General features: G+C 40.5%; 15 protein-coding genes and 1 other RNA gene. 6 read left to right on the top strand and 10 right to left on the bottom strand.

What is annotated here, in order from left to right:
* Positions 1–142 precede the first annotated feature (142 nt).
* Together ACR63N_RS10690 and ACR63N_RS10695 are read right to left on the bottom strand one after the other, a co-directional pair.
* Complete coding sequence (locus ACR63N_RS10690) at positions 143–496, bottom strand: hypothetical protein (protein ID WP_367103923.1); 354 nt, start codon at positions 494–496, stop codon at positions 143–145.
* Positions 497–626: 130 nt separating this feature from the next.
* On the bottom strand, positions 627–1,835 hold the full coding sequence (locus tag ACR63N_RS10695; RefSeq protein WP_367103922.1) for a phosphoglycerate kinase: 1,209 nt from the start codon (positions 1,833–1,835) through the stop codon (positions 627–629).
* A gap of 424 nt (positions 1,836–2,259) precedes the next feature.
* Between ACR63N_RS10695 and ACR63N_RS10700 the strand changes: the two genes are divergently transcribed.
* On the top strand, positions 2,260–2,589 hold the full coding sequence (locus tag ACR63N_RS10700; RefSeq protein WP_367103921.1) for a TraR/DksA family transcriptional regulator: 330 nt from the start codon (positions 2,260–2,262) through the stop codon (positions 2,587–2,589).
* 110 nt (positions 2,590–2,699) lie between these two features.
* Here ACR63N_RS10700 and ACR63N_RS10705 read toward each other — a convergent pair whose 3' ends face one another.
* Complete coding sequence (locus ACR63N_RS10705) at positions 2,700–3,806, bottom strand: serine hydrolase (RefSeq protein WP_367103920.1); 1,107 nt, start codon at positions 3,804–3,806, stop codon at positions 2,700–2,702.
* A gap of 500 nt (positions 3,807–4,306) precedes the next feature.
* Here ACR63N_RS10705 and ACR63N_RS10710 point away from each other — a divergent pair, with 500 nt between their 5' ends.
* The 3 genes from ACR63N_RS10710 (at position 4,307) to ACR63N_RS10720 (ending at position 8,625) form a co-directional block, all read left to right on the top strand.
* Complete coding sequence (locus ACR63N_RS10710; RefSeq protein ID WP_367103919.1) at positions 4,307–4,942, top strand: response regulator; 636 nt, start codon at positions 4,307–4,309, stop codon at positions 4,940–4,942.
* A 57-nt stretch (positions 4,943–4,999) separates the two neighbouring features.
* Positions 5,000–6,793: a sensor histidine kinase gene (locus tag ACR63N_RS10715; RefSeq protein ID WP_367106823.1), complete on the top strand. Its 1,794-nt coding sequence runs from the start codon at positions 5,000–5,002 to the stop codon at positions 6,791–6,793.
* 182 nt (positions 6,794–6,975) lie between these two features.
* A complete protein-coding gene (locus ACR63N_RS10720; protein WP_367106822.1) occupies positions 6,976–8,625 on the top strand; it encodes a sigma-54-dependent transcriptional regulator in 1,650 nt (549 codons plus the stop codon).
* Positions 8,626–8,707: 82 nt separating this feature from the next.
* On the opposite strand, the gene ACR63N_RS10725 is transcribed toward ACR63N_RS10720, so the two are convergent.
* Both ACR63N_RS10725 and gpmI read right to left on the bottom strand, forming a co-directional pair.
* Positions 8,708–10,210 carry a S41 family peptidase gene (locus ACR63N_RS10725; RefSeq protein WP_367106821.1) on the bottom strand — a complete coding sequence of 501 codons (1,503 nt, stop codon included), beginning with the start codon at positions 10,208–10,210 and terminating at the stop codon, positions 8,708–8,710.
* Between the two features lie 163 nt (positions 10,211–10,373).
* Positions 10,374–12,014: a 2,3-bisphosphoglycerate-independent phosphoglycerate mutase gene (gpmI, locus tag ACR63N_RS10730; protein ID WP_367109074.1), complete on the bottom strand. Its 1,641-nt coding sequence runs from the start codon at positions 12,012–12,014 to the stop codon at positions 10,374–10,376.
* A gap of 278 nt (positions 12,015–12,292) precedes the next feature.
* On the opposite strand from gpmI, the gene ssrS reads away from it, so the two are divergent.
* Positions 12,293–12,488: non-coding RNA, 6S RNA (ssrS, locus tag ACR63N_RS10735), on the top strand.
* A gap of 158 nt (positions 12,489–12,646) precedes the next feature.
* On the opposite strand, the gene ACR63N_RS10740 is transcribed toward ssrS, so the two are convergent.
* Entirely contained in the window at positions 12,647–13,261 is a 615-nt protein-coding gene (locus ACR63N_RS10740) for an FxsA family protein (protein WP_367103914.1), read from the bottom strand.
* 152 nt (positions 13,262–13,413) lie between these two features.
* Here ACR63N_RS10740 and ruvC point away from each other — a divergent pair, with 152 nt between their 5' ends.
* Positions 13,414–13,995, top strand: a complete 582-nt coding sequence (gene ruvC, locus ACR63N_RS10745; protein ID WP_367103913.1) for a crossover junction endodeoxyribonuclease RuvC — start codon at positions 13,414–13,416, stop codon at positions 13,993–13,995.
* Between the two features lie 208 nt (positions 13,996–14,203).
* Here ruvC and ACR63N_RS10750 read toward each other — a convergent pair whose 3' ends face one another.
* The 4 genes from ACR63N_RS10750 to ACR63N_RS10765 all read right to left on the bottom strand — a co-directional run bounded on the left by ACR63N_RS10750 (position 14,204) and on the right by ACR63N_RS10765 (position 17,858).
* Entirely contained in the window at positions 14,204–15,046 is an 843-nt protein-coding gene (locus tag ACR63N_RS10750) for an META domain-containing protein (protein ID WP_472782008.1), read from the bottom strand.
* A 385-nt stretch (positions 15,047–15,431) separates the two neighbouring features.
* Positions 15,432–16,088, bottom strand: a complete 657-nt coding sequence (locus ACR63N_RS10755) for a glutathione S-transferase family protein (protein ID WP_472782009.1) — start codon at positions 16,086–16,088, stop codon at positions 15,432–15,434.
* Positions 16,089–16,321: 233 nt separating this feature from the next.
* Complete coding sequence (locus ACR63N_RS10760) at positions 16,322–16,960, bottom strand: peroxiredoxin (protein ID WP_367103910.1); 639 nt, start codon at positions 16,958–16,960, stop codon at positions 16,322–16,324.
* A gap of 142 nt (positions 16,961–17,102) precedes the next feature.
* On the bottom strand, positions 17,103–17,858 hold the full coding sequence (locus ACR63N_RS10765) for a phospholipase D family protein (RefSeq protein ID WP_472782010.1): 756 nt from the start codon (positions 17,856–17,858) through the stop codon (positions 17,103–17,105).
* Between the last annotated feature and the right edge of the window lie 62 nt (positions 17,859–17,920).

A 17,920-nucleotide genomic window follows, 5' to 3' on the forward strand; every position in this document is an offset into this window, starting at 1 on the left:
TCCAAGTTTAGGGGGTCAGTTCAGCAATTACCAAAGCTTTTTAAGTAAATTATATATCTTTAAGCAACAGTTACTTCAAAACTATTCTTTAGAACTATGCTTTTAACCAACAGGCCTTTGTCAGACCAGCCACTAATACTGCCTAGTACTGTTGATCGGCGTCAACAGCTACCTCATTTGCGCCTTCAGCGACATTATCTGCGCCATCAGCAACGGCATCAGCACCGTCAGCAACTACTGAAGCAGAGCCTTCAACTACTTCACTTGTACCATCAGCGACAGCTTCACCAGCATTTTCAGCTCCGTCAGCAATGGCCTGACCTGTTTCTTGAGCTGCAGCTTCAGCTTCTGCAGTAGCAGCTTCTGTGTTAGCTGCAATGTCATCACCAGCAGATTCAACAGTAGCTTCAGCTTGCTCTTCAGTTTGTTGGCTACACGCAGTGACTGCAAAAGTACCAGCAAGAACACTAGCAATTAACAAATGACGCTTTAACATAATAAACCTCTTATCAATAGTGCATGTCAAAATACATGGTAACGCTATTTTATAGAGAGCAGATAAGACATGCAATAACAATTTTAGTACATTAACAAATAACAATTGTCTAATTATAATATTTAACTCATTAAGATTGTAGCGCGGCGACCGCAGGTAGTGTCTTACCTTCTACAAACTCCAAAAATGCACCGCCTCCTGTCGACATATAACTTACGCCATCTGCCACTTCATACTTATTAATCGCAGCTAAAGTATCACCGCCGCCAGCGATTGAAAAACCTTTACTATCTTGGACCGCCTTTGCTAGAATTTCAGTACCCGCACCAAAGGCATCCACTTCAAATACACCCACTGGGCCATTCCATAGTATGGTTTTTGCATTCATAACTGCTTCAGCTAACTGCTTGGCACTTTGCGGAGCAATATCCAATATCATATCAGTGTCAGCGATATTATCTACAGCTTTAACGGTAGCAGTCGCCTTTTGCAATGAACCCCCAAAATCAGCAAAATCAATGTCGTTTTTATCTGCAACGACAACATACTGGGGCAATAAAATATCCGTTTTACTCATAATATCGCGCGCGGTATCAACCAAGTCTGCTTCATATAGTGAAGCGCCAACACTATGGCCTTGAGCCGCTAAGAATGTATTAGCAATGCCGCCGCCCACGATAATTTGGCTACAAAGCTCTGCCAAACTATGAAGTACTTCAAGCTTAGTCGATACTTTTGAGCCGCCAACGATAGCAAGCATAGGCTGATCTGGCGTTTCAAGCGCCTGACTCAACGCATCAAGCTCGGCTGCCAATAAAGGCCCTGCACACACAGTTTTATCAGCCTGACGCATGGCTTGAGTCACCCCTTCGGTTGAAGCCTGCGCACGGTGCGCTGTACCAAAGGCATCCATAACAAACACATCACAAAGATCAGCGTAAGCCTTTGCTAGTGAGTCATCATTTTTCTTCTCGCCTTTATTAAAACGTACGTTTTCTAGTAAAACCACCTCACCAGCTTTAATATCTACTCCTGCGCTAAGATAATTATCATTGAGAGTTACAGGCTGCTTTATTGATCCGGCTAACTTGTCCGTTAGATAATCGGCCACTGGTGCTAGTGAATATATCGCCTCAAAATTACCTTCTGTTGGACGTCCCAAATGAGAACAAATAATGACAGCCGCTCCTTTACTCAGTGCCATCTTAATAGTCGGTAAACTGGCTTGTAAGCGCACATCACTGGTTACTTTACCCTCTTTGATTGGTACATTTAAATCTTCACGAATCAACACCACCTTATCAGTTAAATCCAGCTCGCTCATGCGCAAAAAGTTCATGACTACTCCTATAATGAAATTATTTTGTTTGTTTGTTTTGGGTATCTCTTAATTATAGTAACAACTATTTTAAAACCTATATCATCCTATAAACTTATACACTCAGTTGAAAACAAAACTGGTATATATATCTAAATATGCTACTGGTATAAATTTTCCTCGCTGTCTGTTTACATGAATTTCTTTCGATGCTGCACAACCCATGTTCTAAAAGAAAGCATCGCAGCAAGACTATTTTCTTTTCAAAGTACGTCCATTATATTCGCTATAGTTTATACAATAGCCATCATCTATTCTAGCGTGTATTCAGTAGCACCAGTAACATTTCGTGGTGGTACTTAATGATTATTCCTTTTACTATAAAGCGCTAGCTACTTTTGTAATAAGCAAAGTAGTAAATCATCACCCCTATTAGGAGATTATAATGAGCGTTGATTTTGACATCGCTAAAAAAGAGCTATTAAAATTAAAAGAAGAATATGAGACTCGTATTGATAAAATTGAAGATCATATCCAAAATCCACAGGACTCACTCAATGAGCATTGGGAAGATCAAGCTATCTCCTATCGTCAAAACGACATGCGTAAGAGCCTAATGGGAGAAGCTCGTCAAAACCTTATCTATGTCGAAAATGCCCTTAGTCGTATTGAAAATGGCACTTATGGAGAATGTGAAGTTTGTGGCCGTGATATAGAAGAGAAGCGCTTAGAGGCAGTGCCTTATGCTACATTATGCATGGAGCACGCTGAATAATTTTCTATACTTACGATTTTTCACCCTCAAGAAACACTGAAAAAGGCTGTTATATATATAACAGCCTTTTTTTAGTTAAAAATACTCAATACTTCATAAACAGCGACACCTTACACTGTACGACGCGTAGCAAGACTACTTAGGATGTTTTTGGCGTCGCCCCAGCGCGTAGCTGAGCTATTGGCGCCCAAAATGACGATAATAGCCGGACGATTATTGACACGGGTTTCCATGACTACGCAGCGGCCAGCTTCATTGATAAAGCCAGTTTTTGAGATACCGATGGGGTAATCGCCTGAGCGTACAAGGCTACTGGTATTGTTGGCCTTATAGGTGCGATTGCCGCTTGAATAGTTGGCGACAAAAAAATCATAACTTTTGGTCGTTGAAAAACGGCGAATAACATCGTAGTTGCCCGCTGCACGTACCATCTTTACCAAATCATTTGAAGAAGCAACATTACGCTTATCAAGGCCAGTGGGATCACCGAAGTAAGCTGTCGTCATGCCAAGCTCTTGTGCCTTTTGATTCATAGCGCGCATAAAGGCATCATAGCCGCCTGGATAATTACGCGCTAAGCTTTTCGCAGCAGGGTTTTCTGATTTCATCAAAGACATTAATAATAGCTCAGCACGGTTCATACGATCGCCTGACTTTAACCGTGAGCTGGCACGCTTAGGACCGATAAAATCCTCCGGCTCAAGGGTAATCTCTTCGCGCATATCAAGGCCACTATCTAATACCACCATAGCGGTCATCACTTTAGTGATACTAGCCATGGGACGTGCCACATCAGCATTTTTCTCGTAGATAGACTCGCCTGTTTCCGCGTCTATTACTGCTACGCTACGCGAGTCCGTACTAATTGGCAACATGTCACTACTACCAAAGCTACCCCGATAAGTAGTGTTATAGCTACTATTACTGGGGCTGGCATAACTATTGACATTAGCATTAGTAATATTAGTAGAGCCATAGCCATTGTCGACTTTTTTGATGGTCGAACCGTTTGATTGTTTGGCATTAGAGCTATACATAATGTTGCGAGCTTCTGACAAACTATCGACACCGCCCCAACTGATACGTGCACTAGATTCTGGACTACTATTGGTAGCTGGACTACCATTAATAGTAAGCGCAGCTTGGGCTGCACTACCTAAGCTTAATGAGATAATAGCAGCGACTAATTGCTGATTAGTTAGTGGCAAGTGTTTCATTGTATTCCCTACTGTTGGTGGCGCCTCAGCTCAAGTGGCTATAAGCACTTAATAGACGTTACGTAATAATTTTAATGACTGATGATGATCGATAATAGATTTAACGGCTCTTTTCGAAGCATTTATTATTTTTTACTATGTTTATATACACTTACATAGATTTTTTGTACTTTTAGTGTATCATGATTTGTTTTCAAATTTAATTAATGAGAGTAATTTTATAATTTTTTTCATGTATTTGTCAGAAATAACCCGCTATGTTTAATTTTTAGTAAAGTCTACTAACATGAGAGTAATATTTGATGTTATCTTTCAATGCAAGATCTTTACTATAAAACAAACTTGTCATTAATAGCAACATCGTTATACCATAAAATATTAATATTAGACCATAAAAGACTAACAAATGTTATATAAATTATTGAAGCGATAATTGTTTTTAAGTCATATTTAAGCATTGCTAACAGTTATCAATATATTAAATGATTAAGAGTACAACCATGATTCGAGTGTTAGTAGTAGATGATCACGACTTAGTAAGAATGGGCATTAGTCGTATGCTATCTGATAGTCCAGATATTGAAGTAGTCGGTGAAGCTGATAGTGGTGACATGGCCTTGAAACTAGCTAGAAAACTAAGTCCTGATGTGGTGCTCCTAGATGTAAACATGCCTAATATTGGCGGTGTTGAGGCAGCCAAACGTTTGGTGCAATTAAATATGGGAATCAAAATATTAGCTGTAAGCAGCATGTCAGCTCAGCCTTACCCCTCAATGCTTCTCAAAGCAGGCGTTAACGGTTATATTACTAAGGGAACACCGCTCGATGAGATGATACGCGGTATCAAAAAGATCTATCAAGGTGGCCGTTATTTTAGTCATGATGTCGCAGAACAACTAGCAGAGGTTTTGTTATCAGATAATGCTGCCTCACCTTTTGATTTACTAAGTGATCGCGAAAAACAAGTCGCTATGATGGTAGTTAATTGTCAAAGCCCGCAGCAAATCGCTGATCAGTTATTTGTAAGCGTAAAGACAATAAATACTTATCGCTATCGTATTTACGAAAAAGTAGGGGTTGATAGCGATGTTAAATTAACTCATCTAGCCATTCGCCATGGTTTAATCCAACCTTAAACTTAGAGTCGTTCTCAGTACTATCCTTAATCTTCAACTTTATCTTTTGGCCCTGTTATGACCCCTGTTTCTAATACTATGACTACTATTGTTGGGTCATTGCATCAAGCAGATACTTTACCAGCTTCACAGCTGCGTAGACTTGGTGTTATCTACAATAGCTACCGCTTGATCATAAGTGTGTTTTTATTGTTAATGGTTTATGCGGCCGTTAAAACAGATGAAAGTTTACTTTTACCTAGCTTACTGCAACAAACCGCCCTTATCTTTTATCTGATTCTCAGTTTAATTTTATTTGGTTTATTTTTAGTAGCTTTGAGACGACCTAGACGACAACTGGCTTTTGGTTTAGGTATTGATGTCATTATTTTGAGCCTGCTATTGTATACCAGCGGTGCACCGGATCTACAATTAACCATGCTGTATATGGTAGTGGTGGCGGCAAGCTTTATGCTATTGCCAAGCTCACAGGCACTGATAATTACCTTACTTGCAATTATTTTTGTTATTTATCAGCAGTTTTTTTATGCTATCGCCAATAGTATGAGTCTTACAAATCTAGGTGATGCGCTACTGATGTCCGCAAGCTTTTTGGCCGTTGGTTTTTTGAGCTGGTCCATCTCCCAGCGTTTAGTTTATGTTGAGAAGTTTGCCGCTCGGCAGGCAGAAGAGGTAGAGCGTCTTAATACTATCAATCAAGAAGTAATTAGTCAGATGCTAAATGGAGTTATGGTTATTGATCGGCAACGTATCGTTTTAGCCAATCACGCAGCTTACCAGCTGTTAGGTATTCCTGATCTAGAAGCATCCGCTACTGACAGTCAAGAAAAACTATCTAGCTTTATACCGCAGTATCAAAACCTTGTCGGTAAAGATTATCCACTTATTTATTTTCAGCAGCAACTGGCTGAGCAGCACAGTCAACTTCTAGCCGACTGCCTATCAGCTGCTACTGGCCGAACGAGCGATTTTGTTTACGAGCTTCCCGCCGCTGCTAATGCTTCTGTAGTTAATAGATTAAGGGTACAGGTTACGCCTTTAAAAGACCATAGCCAGCTGATATTACTTGAAGACTTACGACGTGAGCAAGCCAACGTCCAGCAGTTAAAGCTTGCTTCCTTAGGACAACTAACGGCAAGCATTGCTCATGAGATTCGTAATCCGTTGGCTGCTATTTCACAGGCGAGCCAACTACTAATAGAAGACGTAGTCGATGATACTCAAGCTACTGATGATCCAGGTTCAACAAACACTAATGTCACTTCAACACAGCAACAAACTGCAGTTGACATGACGGGCAACCATGAGCTTTACAAAATAATATTTGCCCAAACCAAGCGCGTCAACCGTATCATTGAAGATATATTGAAACTATCACGTCAACAAAAGCCAAATCAACAAACGATAGAACTATCTACTTGGATGCCTGAGTTTTTACACAACTATTATAGCGAACACAATGTTGTTTTGCGTAGTGACTCTGAACCTGCAGTAAAATTTGATACTCATCATTTAGAGCAAATTCTTATCAATCTGATTAATAATGCCCTACGTTACAGCAGTCATACGCAGACGCACTCTTATGCTGAGGTAGAAATATATTGCGTGCAGAACGATGTTATAATTGATGTTTTAGATAATGGCGTTGGTGTTGGTGCTGATGATATACAGCACTTATTCAATCCATTTTTTACAACAGATAAAGCTGGTACTGGGCTTGGACTTTATTTATCGCAAGCCTTTAGTGAAGTCAATCATGCTCGGCTACTTTATGTTCCTGAACATGAAAAGACTTGCTTTCGACTCATTATACCTGTGGTATCTATTGAGACAGATGTAGAAAATGAGTAAGTGTATACTAACAAAATTACAATGACAGTTAATCGAAGCAACATTAATTAAAGTCAGTAAATCGAACAATTACCCCATCTCAACAAACCAACTGCGTAGCCTAAAGTTCACTATCAATAACAGTAGTTTGTTTGGATATGTTTTAGCAATTAGTAATCATTTGAATACCTATGAGGTTATGTATGACAGCAACTGCGTTAATCGTTGATGACGAAGTAGATCTATGCCGACTGATGCAAATCACACTAACAAAGATGGGTATAAAAAGTGATGTCGCTTATAGTTTGTCAGAAGCCCAGTCTTGCTGGGACAATAACGATTACGACTTTTGCTTAACCGATTTACAACTGCCAGACGGCTCAGGACTAGATTTAGTCAAAAAAATCAGCGCCAGCTCAAACGTACCTGTTGCCGTTATTACCGCTCACGGCAGTATGGATCTAGCTATTGAAGCGCTTAAACTGGGTGCTTTTGATTTTGTTAATAAACCTCTTGAATTACCACGTTTGCGTCAATTGGTTGAAAATGCTCTTAAAGTGGTGAGCCAAGATGAAAGCATTGAAAAGCCTAATCAACCTACGCCTGAGCAGCAACTATTAGACATTCGCCTTATAGGTGCTTCTGCGGTTATGCAAAAGCTAAAGGCCACTATTATTAAATTGGCACGCTCTCAAGCACCTGTGTTTTTGTCTGGGGCCTCTGGTACCGGTAAGGAAGTGGTTGCCAAACTTATTCATGATCTAAGTCCGCGTCGCGATGGTAGCTTTGTGCCGGTGAACTGCGGTGCAATTCCCTCAGAGCTTATGGAGTCAGAGTTTTTTGGTCACAAAAAAGGCAGCTTTACAGGCGCCGTTGCGGATAAGCAAGGACTGTTTCAACAAGCCAGCGGCGGTACATTGTTTTTAGATGAAGTTGCAGATTTACCGTTAGTGATGCAGGTAAAGCTACTGCGCGCTATTCAAGAAAAAACAGTACGCGCCATTGGTGATACCAAAGAGATACCTGTCGACATTCGCATCTTATCGGCTACCCATAAAGATTTAAATCAGTTGGTACACAGTGGCGATTTTCGACAAGATTTATACTATCGTATTAACGTTATTGAGCTTAAGCTGCCGACACTCAATGAGCGCGGCGATGATATACCTGTACTTGCTAAACACTTTTTGGCGTCGATCTCTGCTGAATGGCAGCTTGATGAACCTATACAATTAACAGAAGAAGCAGGCCTACGTCTACAAAATCACCATTTTGCTGGTAATGTTCGTGAGCTGCGCAATATACTTGAGCGTGCAATTACCTTAGCAGAAACCTCAATCATTGATAGTGATCATTTAGGCTTACCTACACTCACTCACGATCACAAGAATAATACTACTGCTGATGTTGAATCAGCTGACGTATCAGCTCCGCTTACAGCAGATAACTTAAACCAAAACCCTAAAGCGCTTAATGGGCAGATTACTAATAATTTGCATCCTTATCGTACTCATAGTCAAAGATACTCTTCTGCTATTCGAACGTCGACACCTGAGTCCAACTCTATCAGTACCTCTTCTGTTTACAATCAAGATCGCCGTAGACCTGAGCTACTCGCTGACGAGTTAACCAGTCAACCCTCACTCGTCAGTATATCTGATGCTGACTTACCACAAAGAGGACTTGAAGCTTACTTACAAGAACAAGAAAAGAGTCTAATTATCAAAGCACTTAAACAGACCGATTGGAACAAGACCCAAGCTGCTGAATTGTTAGGAACTACTTTTCGCTCGCTACGCTACCGTATGAAAAAGCTTGATATCGACGAAGAACAAAACGAGGATTTAAAGTAAATAGAACCTAAAGGCTATTCTTAGCCTCAGTAGCTAGCGGTTTTGCGATGATTCATTTTCTAATTACCTATTTTTTAATTACTTATTTGTCAGCAGCTTCATTTTTTACAAAACGAAGCCCTGAGGTACCTACTTGCTGACGCAGCACAGCAAGCGCTTGTTCCTCCCATGTGTTTTCATTACCAGATAGCGTAATATCAGGCTGTACTCCTATTTTATCTATCTTTTTTCCTGCTGCTGTTAAGTAATGCGCTACTGTCAATTTGACCGCCTGCTCATTATCAAGCGGTATAACCGACTGCACAGAACCTTTACCATAGCTTACCTCGCCTACAATAGTGGCACGTTTTTGCTCTTGTAAGCTGCTGGCTAGTACCTCAGCTGCCGAGGCAGAATAGCGGTTTTGTAAAATGACCACTGGTAAAGATTTCAACATGGCCGCGTCTTTGGTCGATAAAACACGGGGATCGCCTTGACGACCTTTAACTTGTACTACGTCTACATCATTCATAAATAAGCTGGCGACTTTTACTGCTGATGCCAGTACGCCACCAGGATTGTCGCGTAGATCAAGCAGTACCCCTTTCACAGAACCATCTAATTTGGTTAGACTTTGTAAAATTTGCTCACGACTATTGTTTTGAAAGGCTGGTAGTTTGATAATAGCAATACCATCAATCAGCTTTGTTTCAATAGTTTGAGGGTGACTATTATTGCGCTGCAAAGTTATCGTGCTTTTACGCCGACCTGCTTTTGAGACGATGATATTTACCTGTGTGCCAGCAATACCTGTTAATAGCTGCTCAATATCATTAGACTGTTTATCTTGATCAAGTTTGAAATCGTCAATTTGATGTAAATAATCTCCTACCGTAATACCTTTTTTGTCTGCAGGTGAGTCGCTGATGACATCAACAACTACCCAATAGCCTACTTTGGGTTGATACTCAGCCCTTAAACCAATATCACCTACATCACCTTGAGTAAAGGCACGAAGGTTTTCATAAGCCTCAACATCTAAGAATTCAGCATGACTATCAAGTTTGGTCAGCATACCACTCATGGCATCGTTAAATAATGCTTCATCATTGACAGGATCAATATACTCACGGCGCACTAAGTCTATTACCGCAACAAACGTCTTTAAAGTTTCTGGCGAAATAGCATTTAACGACACATGAGCCACCTCTTCTGGCGTCTCATCAATTTCATAGTCTGACGCTGTCTCTATAGGATTGACACCTTGTGTCTCATCATCCATCCAGCTATCCGTCTCGTCAACTGCATCTGACGTATTTATATCAGATAAATCATCAGCGCCATTGTTTAATGGAACTTCATCAACTCTTAGACTAATGAGTTGCAAGCTTGCCGTTGGGCTACGACTCGTATTATCAGAACCCATTAAATTACTAGCTGCTGGAGCCGTTTGGGCATATAGACTAACACTACTTAAAGCGATTACCATTATGCAACCAGTTTTCCGCATAAGATTAGCAGCGAATTCATGGAAAACGCCGTTAATCAATACTTGCTTACTAGGTTTGGTGACTTTCATTGCTCGTTTACAGGTTAAGAGAAACATAACAGAGCTCACATAAAACTGGATCGTCCAGACAACAAAGAGTTAACTGACTCACATTGTAGCCAGTTAATTAACAATCATGCAGACATAAATAGTTGGTTCTGTCTTTTTATAGATCAATCTTTACTCTATTTAGAATATATCAATAACCAAGTAAAAACGATCAAGTAGAAACCAGTAAATTCTCACCCGTCATCTCATCAGGTGGCGTTATGTCCATCAAGTTTAAAATAGTTGGAGCAATATCACTAAGCTTACCACCACTACGTACCCGCACTTTTTTCTCACCAACATAGATGAGAGGCACATGCTCTGTAGTATGCTGCGTATGAACCTGTCCGCTTTCATAATCATGCATTTGTTCGACGTTACCATGATCGGCGGTAATAAGCATATTGCCACCTGCGGCACGTACGGCTGACTCAATACGGCCAATGCAGTCATCGAGCGCCTCTACTGCTTGTACCGCAGCATCAAAGTTACCCGTGTGTCCAACCATATCACCGTTAGCATAATTAACTATTAGTACATCATATTTACCCGACTCTATCGCAGCTACCAACTCATCTGTGACCTCAGGAGCACTCATCTCAGGCTGTAAATCATAGGTCGCTACGTCAGGCGATGGTACTAAAATGCGCGCTTCACCTTCATACTCTTCTTCGCGGCCACCACTAAAGAAAAAAGTAACGTGCGCGTACTTTTCAGTTTCAGCAATACGCAGTTGAGTTTTACCCTGATCCTGTAAGTACTCCCCAAGCGTGTTGCTCAAAGAGGTTGGATAATAAGCAATACTGGTATTAGCATTATCGGCCAATATGTCTGAGTACTTAGTCAGCATGACAAAGGCGGCAAGTTTGGGACGTTTATGACGAGAAAACCCTGAAAACTCATGATCTGGTAGTACAAACGCTTGTGCAAGCTCACGCGCACGATCGGCGCGGAAATTCATAAAAATGACAGCATCGTTATCATTGACAGTAGATGGTATCTCTCCGTGCTCAATGACCGTAGTAGGATTAACAAATTCGTCTGTTTCGCGCGCTTTGTAAGCCGCCTGCACCGCACCATCAGCACGAGTGGAATGACGATCGGCTTTACCTTCGGTGATCAGCTCATACGCTTTTTGCACTCGATCCCAGCGGTTGTCACGATCCATTGCATAATAACGCCCAATGATCGTAGCAATTTGCACCCTACCTTCATAATGATCGTTAAGCTTATTGAGATAATCACGCAGACGGTTGATGTATTTATCGGCAGATTTGGGCGGCGTATCCCGGCCATCTAAAAAGCAGTGAACGAAAACATTTTTAGCCCCGTGTACCAGTGCAGAGTGACACATGCCCTCAATATGATCCTGATGCGAATGTACACCCCCATCAGACAATAGCCCCATAATATGTACGTTGCCGCCCTTCTCATTGGCCGCTTTTACCGCCTCGACCAATGCCTCGTTTTTATAAAATTCGCGATTAGCAAGCTCATTTGAGATACGAGTAGAGTCTTGATATAGGACGCGCCCAGCACCAAGATTCATATGACCAACTTCTGAGTTGCCAAATTGTCCATCTGGCAGACCGACATCTTCACCTGACGCTGATATTAACCCATGTGGGTAGTGCTGATAGATCTTGTCTAAGTTTGGCATGTTTGCAGCGGCAATAGCATTGTCCTCGGTATCTTCACGATGCCCAAAACCATCTAAAATCATCAAGACATTAGGTACTTTTTTATTTTGGTTGTTATCAGAATGTACCTGATTATCATGGCTATTTTCTACTTGTTGTAGTGTACTGGTCATAGATTACCGCTCCTTTACTAGGTGAACGTCTGGTGTATTTTATTAGAAAAAAAACATAGATAAAATCAGTGGCTGCTAAAACCGACAGCCATTACGAGCCTATCTTAACACATATCTCAAAATAGCTGAAAACTCGACATTTTTAGATATTTGTTATGAGCATTTTAGTATGCCAGCTACAGACGATAACGATTAAAAGCTAGTTATTGATAAAATTTGTACTATATGCTCATTCATCAATCTAACTTGCAATCCTCTGTTCCATTAGTTAAGATAAGACTATTCTGGAGTGCTCGCTAGTGAATGTTTATTCCCTGAGCCGATAATGCTTTACCAGGATGTGCTACCTATCGTTTCATTGTGTATGCCTGCACCGTTTACGGTGTATCAGGAAACCTGCCGAGACGATGACACATCCGCCCTGAACTTCACGGTTCATGGGTCGCCATTTTACGGCGGCACTCCGGTTGTTATATTTGGTTACGACCAGAAAAACCCCCTTAGCTGACGGCTAAAGGGGTTTTCTCTTTTTTATACCTTTATCATTATGCTTAATAGTGTTTAAGTCTGATAAGATGCTATTTAACAAGCACTTATTAATGCTTCTAAATTACTGCTGCTATAGTTATATGTTACTCATCGTTAGCAGATTTAGTAATTTTTTTAACGTCTTTTGGTACATTTTTAGCAGTACCATCAACGGTAGTATGTTGCTTAAAGACATCACCAAAAGGATTTTGCTGTTGACCAAACGGGTTTTGATTATTCATCCCACCCATACCACCAAACGGATTTTGTCCGCTCATACCACCTGCACCGCCAAATGGACTTTGACCACCCATTTGTTTGGCCATCATCTCCATCATTTTTTGCTGGTTATTCATCACATAATTGTTGGCCATGTTTTTAAGCTTTTTTTGTACAGGTGGTAAAACAACTAGTAAAGCCAATAAATCACTGACAACTCCTGGAATCAATAATAAAATGCCAGCGGCAGCCATAGCCACGCTTTTAAGCATGGTAGACTCTTGCGGACGCATAGCAGGATTCATCATTCCGCCTGCTTTCATTTGCTGAGCCATTGGATTTAGCGCAGACATACCTTTACGAATCAGTGATATACCAATAACCGCAGCGATAATGAACCAGAAAAAGACCCACCAACCACTCACAAACTGAGCGATTAGATACCACACCAACATCTCAATAATAAACCAAACAATGGCAATACCAACTATCTGACCCATAAAGTGTCATCCTGTAAATAAAATCTAAAAATAAAAAAGCGGCATAAATTAAAATGGTTAACTTATGCTATATATGGGGATGACTTGCTATACTATCAAACTTAGCGTTACTTTTTAAGCCAATTAATAAGATAGAAATATTGTAGGAAATTATGGCAATTATTATAGGTATTGATCCCGGCTCGCGTATGACGGGCTATGGAATCGTACAACAAACGGGTGACAAGCTAACTTTTATCGATGCAGGCACCATCCGTACCGATACCAAAGAGATGCCTGAACGCCTCAAACGTATTTTCAATGGCCTGACACGTATCACACAGTATCATCTCAAGTACGCAGATGAACCTATTTATACAGCAATTGAGCAAGTATTTATGGCAGAAAATCCTGACTCAGCACTTAAGCTAGGACAAGCACGCGGTGCTGCGATTGCAGCAATGGTAGCTCTTGACTTAGAGGTATCAGAGTATACGGCACGACAAATAAAACAAGCCGTATGCGGTTACGGCGCTGCGGCGAAAGAGCAAGTGCAAGAGATGGTTTGCCGGATTTTAGGGCTTGATGTTGTACCGCAAGCGGACGCAGCTGACGGACTTGCCTGCGCTATCTGTCATGCGCACTCGAGCCACTCTATGAATAAGATATTACTTAATAGCTCTATGCGCGGGCGCGGTGCTTCTAAGAAAAAAGGACGTTGGCGTTTGACTGAAGAAGATTTGAGCAATCTATAGCAGTTGAGATTAACACCTAGTTATAGTTAGTTTGAAATAAAATTAATACACTAATACTGTCGTGCTGCTGGGATAGTTTTTACTTGCATGCTGTGTCTACGCTGTTTCAATGCTGCGCAAAATATCTCCCAGTAACACTGTATGGGTTTTGAAATAACTCAACCCTATCTAAAGTATGCTATTAAACGCTTAATCAGCAGCGGTACTTTTAATCAATCAGACTACTTTCGATAACCGTATCTAATACATAAGCATATTTTTCTGCTTTTGACCCTTTATCTGCACTGCTAGCATCAAGTTGATAACGTTGCAGACGTAGTACTTCATCATGTTTGCTGTCGTGCTGATAGCCATCAATACTGCCTGAGAACTCAGTCCAATTGCCTTCATTGATTTTTATACCTTGATCATCATAAGTGATAGGTTTTACTTGCAGGCATGTCTGAGTATTATTATTTATACAAGGCTTAGTCTCAGCACTTACCGCCCAGAATATAGTTTCGCCTCTGCTATTATATTTGGCTTGCGCTGTCAGTTTGCCTCTCCATTCTAGGACAGCATCGTTAGTGGTTTGAGTAAGCATTGGCGATATGCCTTCTACAAAGCTTAGTAGGCTCTCACCCTGCATAAGCTGATTCAAAGTATCTTCGGCCACATTTAGATCATCACATGACATTTTGGTACTCATACCATTCTCAATTAACAAGGTATTTCCTTGTAGCTGATAGGCGGCGTTCACCATGTTACATCCAACTGTATAGCTAACAGCGTTCTGTCCTTGATACTGACTAAAAGTTAAAGTAACTTGATCTTTGATGTCCGTAAGAGGTAGTAGCGGTTGTCTTTTATCATCGTTCGCTGCTACCAATGTCCAGTGATGACGAGTAAGATTATCGATCATTTGTTCTTCAGCGCTTATACTTTGCTCGGTTATGTCATTGCTACTATTATCGGTGTCTACTACGTCATCAGTAGTTACGTGTTTGAATTCGGTGCCACTAGCAGACGATATATTGTTGCAAGCACTCAGTGTTAAGGCTGTTACCATCATAGCTGGTAACAAAAGTATTTTAAGGTTTCGTTTCATCATTGTATTCAACGTATATTCTTGTCTTTTTAGTACTATTCGTCTTTTTAGTACTACTCTAAGATGTTATCTCAACGCTTTTATGATCATCAATTTAACAGTTTTATATATATAAACTTCATCTATTTAGGTGATTCATTAAATAAATTAATAAATAATGCAGTAAAACTACACTATGAAGAACCAGCCATATTCACAGAACAACATTGCTATATTATTATTCTTCTAGTTGTATAATGTAACTGTTTATGTATTGATGTTTGCTTTACTCATTTTACAAAAAAACAGAGGTAGCTGAAACTTATCTCAGCTACCTCTGTTTCATCTTTTTACCTCACTACCCCTACTCTTACTGATTTATTGACTTAGCGCTAGCCATTTTTTTAATGCTGAAACGCTCATGCATCATCTGGTAAAAACGCGCCAGATTGTCACCATGTTCAGTTGGATTGACCTTGAGCGCTTTGCCAAAATCCAATCCTAAATATAGAACAATATCAGCGAAGGTAAGATGATCGGTCACTAGATACTCGCGTCCCTCTAAAGCGGTTTCGAAATAAGGGAGTGCCTTAATAGCGCGGGCGATGGATTGATCTACAAATTCTGGTACCTGACTTATGCGCTCTGCCTTTGAGGGATGGCTATGCTGAAAAGCCAGCATCAGATTATAAAGCACCTCAAACTCAGCAATACGGCGCATAGAACAAACTTGAGCACGCTGTACCACGTCATTGCCCATGACCGAACGCTCTCCATAAACCCGGTCAAGGTATTCACAAACTGCTTGCGAGTCATTAAGTACCGTACCATCACCAAGCGTTAAAACGGGTACGGTTTGCATAGGATTTATTTTGGTAAATGACTCTGAAAACTGCTCTTTGGTTGCAAAATCAATATCAACAACCTCTAAATCATCTATATCGTCAACATCGATGCCTTTCGATGCCATTAAAATAAGCGCTTTACGTGGGTTGGGAGCCGTGCGGGTAACGTATAATTTTTTCACAATAAATTCCTTTTAATTTGAGCGATGAATGAAATTACACCATACTGCTTATGGATATAAAGTTTATAGACGAAGAGCCCTTACTTAACTGAGATTATAAGTGTTTTAAGTAAAACCATCTACTCCCATTATCATAGCAAAACCCAACCTTCGCTTGTGATACGAATAGTAAAAAGTCCTATAACACTTAGTTATAGGACTTAGTTTATTTAACTATTCATCGCGGGTGTAGCTTATTTATTCGGTGCTGGCGTAGTGCGTAAATATGGCTTAATCTCAGTATGACCCTTAGGATAATTGGCTGCGATGTCTTCGTTTTTGACACTAGGCGGAATGATCACATCATCGCCTTCTTGCCAATCAACAGGGGTAGCCACGTTATAGTCATCAGACAATTGTAATGCATCGATTACGCGAACGATCTCATTAAAGTTACGGCCACAGCTGGCAGGATAAGTCAGCGTTAAGCGTACCTTTTTGTTGGGATCAATAATAAATACACTTCTTACTGTCGCGGTATCATCAGCATTGGGATGAATCATGTCATAAAGATCAGCGACTTTGCGATCGGAGTCCGCAATAATTGGAAAGTTGACAGCACTGCCTTGCGTCTCTTCGATATCTTTTGCCCAGCCTTTATGATCGTCCAAACCATCAACCGAGAGCGCGATAGGTTTAACGTTACGCTTTTGAAACTCGCCTCCTAATGCGGCGGTGCGCCCGAGCTCGGTGGTACATACAGGCGTATAATCGGCAGGATGCGAGAATAAAACAATCCAGCTGTCCCCTGCCCAATCATAAAAGTTGATATCGCCTTCGGTGGTGCTTGCGTCAAAATTTGGCGCGGTATCACCTAATCGTAAATGTGCCATACTTGGCTCCTTAATTATTAGTAAGTTTTGAGTAAAAATCCTATTTTATCTTATCAAACTGGTTATGAATGTCTTGTGACCGATTGTAATGCTGTTATTCCGTTTAGGATTAAGAAAATGCATTCAATAGTAGCCTTTTAAACTAAACCACCATTCCTGCATCCCATAAGCAAAACGCACCAAATTTACCACGTTTAGTAACACCGCCTGCCGTAGTGCCAGCCTCAGTCAACACCAGCTCGCCATCTTTTTCTTCTAAATATCCTGCTTCAATCAACTTATCGTTTAACTCTTGGGTTTTAAATCCAAGCTCTTTAGCCAGCTTTGCGGTGGTGAGTTTAGAGTAGTTTGGCGTTGCCTCTATCGATTTAGAGATACTATTGGGCGTTGTTTCTACTGGCTTATCAGCTTTGGTCTGACTATTAAGATCAGCTTTATTATCAATATCGTTTACTTTTTCAAGTGACATACGCACCTCATCGCTGATACGAATAATGCGCTGCGCCTCCTCATAAGTATCAGCATAGAGTTTAGAATCTTCGTTACGATAGATAAGTACGCCCATCTCATTATTATTAACTTGGCTAAACTCATATAGATTTAAGCTAGTAATAATGCACTCGTTTTCATTCAAATAACATTTGGCATGCAGGTTTTTACAAAAACTGGTACGAATAAAGGTCAAATTCTTTAGCCAATTGATCTCCTCTGGTTGCAAGTCGTTTTTGCCATAAACAATGCGAATATCTATTTTGAGTCGATTACGGTCCTCTAATAGCTCTTTGATGCGCTCGTTTAATTTTAGATAAGGACTGATAATAATTAGCCGATCAGATGCATTTTTAATCAATTCTTCTAAATGGTAAGTAGTACCACTGGTGTTCAAAAATTTTGCCATAATTACATCCTCAAGATTCACTGATAAAAACTTACAATGGTTTACAAAAAAACCCATCTCTA

It is taken from the genome of Psychrobacter sp. M4 (genome assembly GCF_055699795.1).

Coding starts and splice junctions, on each gene's coding strand:
- ruvC (WP_367103913.1), top strand. CDS start 13,414: ATGGCAATTATTATAGGTATTGATCCCGGCTCGCGTATGACGGGCTAT.
- ACR63N_RS10725 (WP_367106821.1), bottom strand. CDS start 10,210: ATGTTTCTCTTAACCTGTAAACGAGCAATGAAAGTCACCAAACCTAGT.
- ACR63N_RS10715 (WP_367106823.1), top strand. CDS start 5,000: ATGACCCCTGTTTCTAATACTATGACTACTATTGTTGGGTCATTGCAT.
- ACR63N_RS10765 (WP_472782010.1), bottom strand. CDS start 17,858: ATGGCAAAATTTTTGAACACCAGTGGTACTACTTACCATTTAGAAGAA.
- ACR63N_RS10740 (WP_367103914.1), bottom strand. CDS start 13,261: ATGGGTCAGATAGTTGGTATTGCCATTGTTTGGTTTATTATTGAGATG.
- ACR63N_RS10695 (WP_367103922.1), bottom strand. CDS start 1,835: ATGAACTTTTTGCGCATGAGCGAGCTGGATTTAACTGATAAGGTGGTG.
- ACR63N_RS10710 (WP_367103919.1), top strand. CDS start 4,307: ATGATTCGAGTGTTAGTAGTAGATGATCACGACTTAGTAAGAATGGGC.
- ACR63N_RS10690 (WP_367103923.1), bottom strand. CDS start 496: ATGTTAAAGCGTCATTTGTTAATTGCTAGTGTTCTTGCTGGTACTTTT.
- ACR63N_RS10760 (WP_367103910.1), bottom strand. CDS start 16,960: ATGGCACATTTACGATTAGGTGATACCGCGCCAAATTTTGACGCAAGC.
- ACR63N_RS10720 (WP_367106822.1), top strand. CDS start 6,976: ATGACAGCAACTGCGTTAATCGTTGATGACGAAGTAGATCTATGCCGA.
- ACR63N_RS10705 (WP_367103920.1), bottom strand. CDS start 3,806: ATGAAACACTTGCCACTAACTAATCAGCAATTAGTCGCTGCTATTATC.
- gpmI (WP_367109074.1), bottom strand. CDS start 12,014: ATGACCAGTACACTACAACAAGTAGAAAATAGCCATGATAATCAGGTA.
- ACR63N_RS10750 (WP_472782008.1), bottom strand. CDS start 15,046: ATGATGGTAACAGCCTTAACACTGAGTGCTTGCAACAATATATCGTCT.
- ACR63N_RS10700 (WP_367103921.1), top strand. CDS start 2,260: ATGAGCGTTGATTTTGACATCGCTAAAAAAGAGCTATTAAAATTAAAA.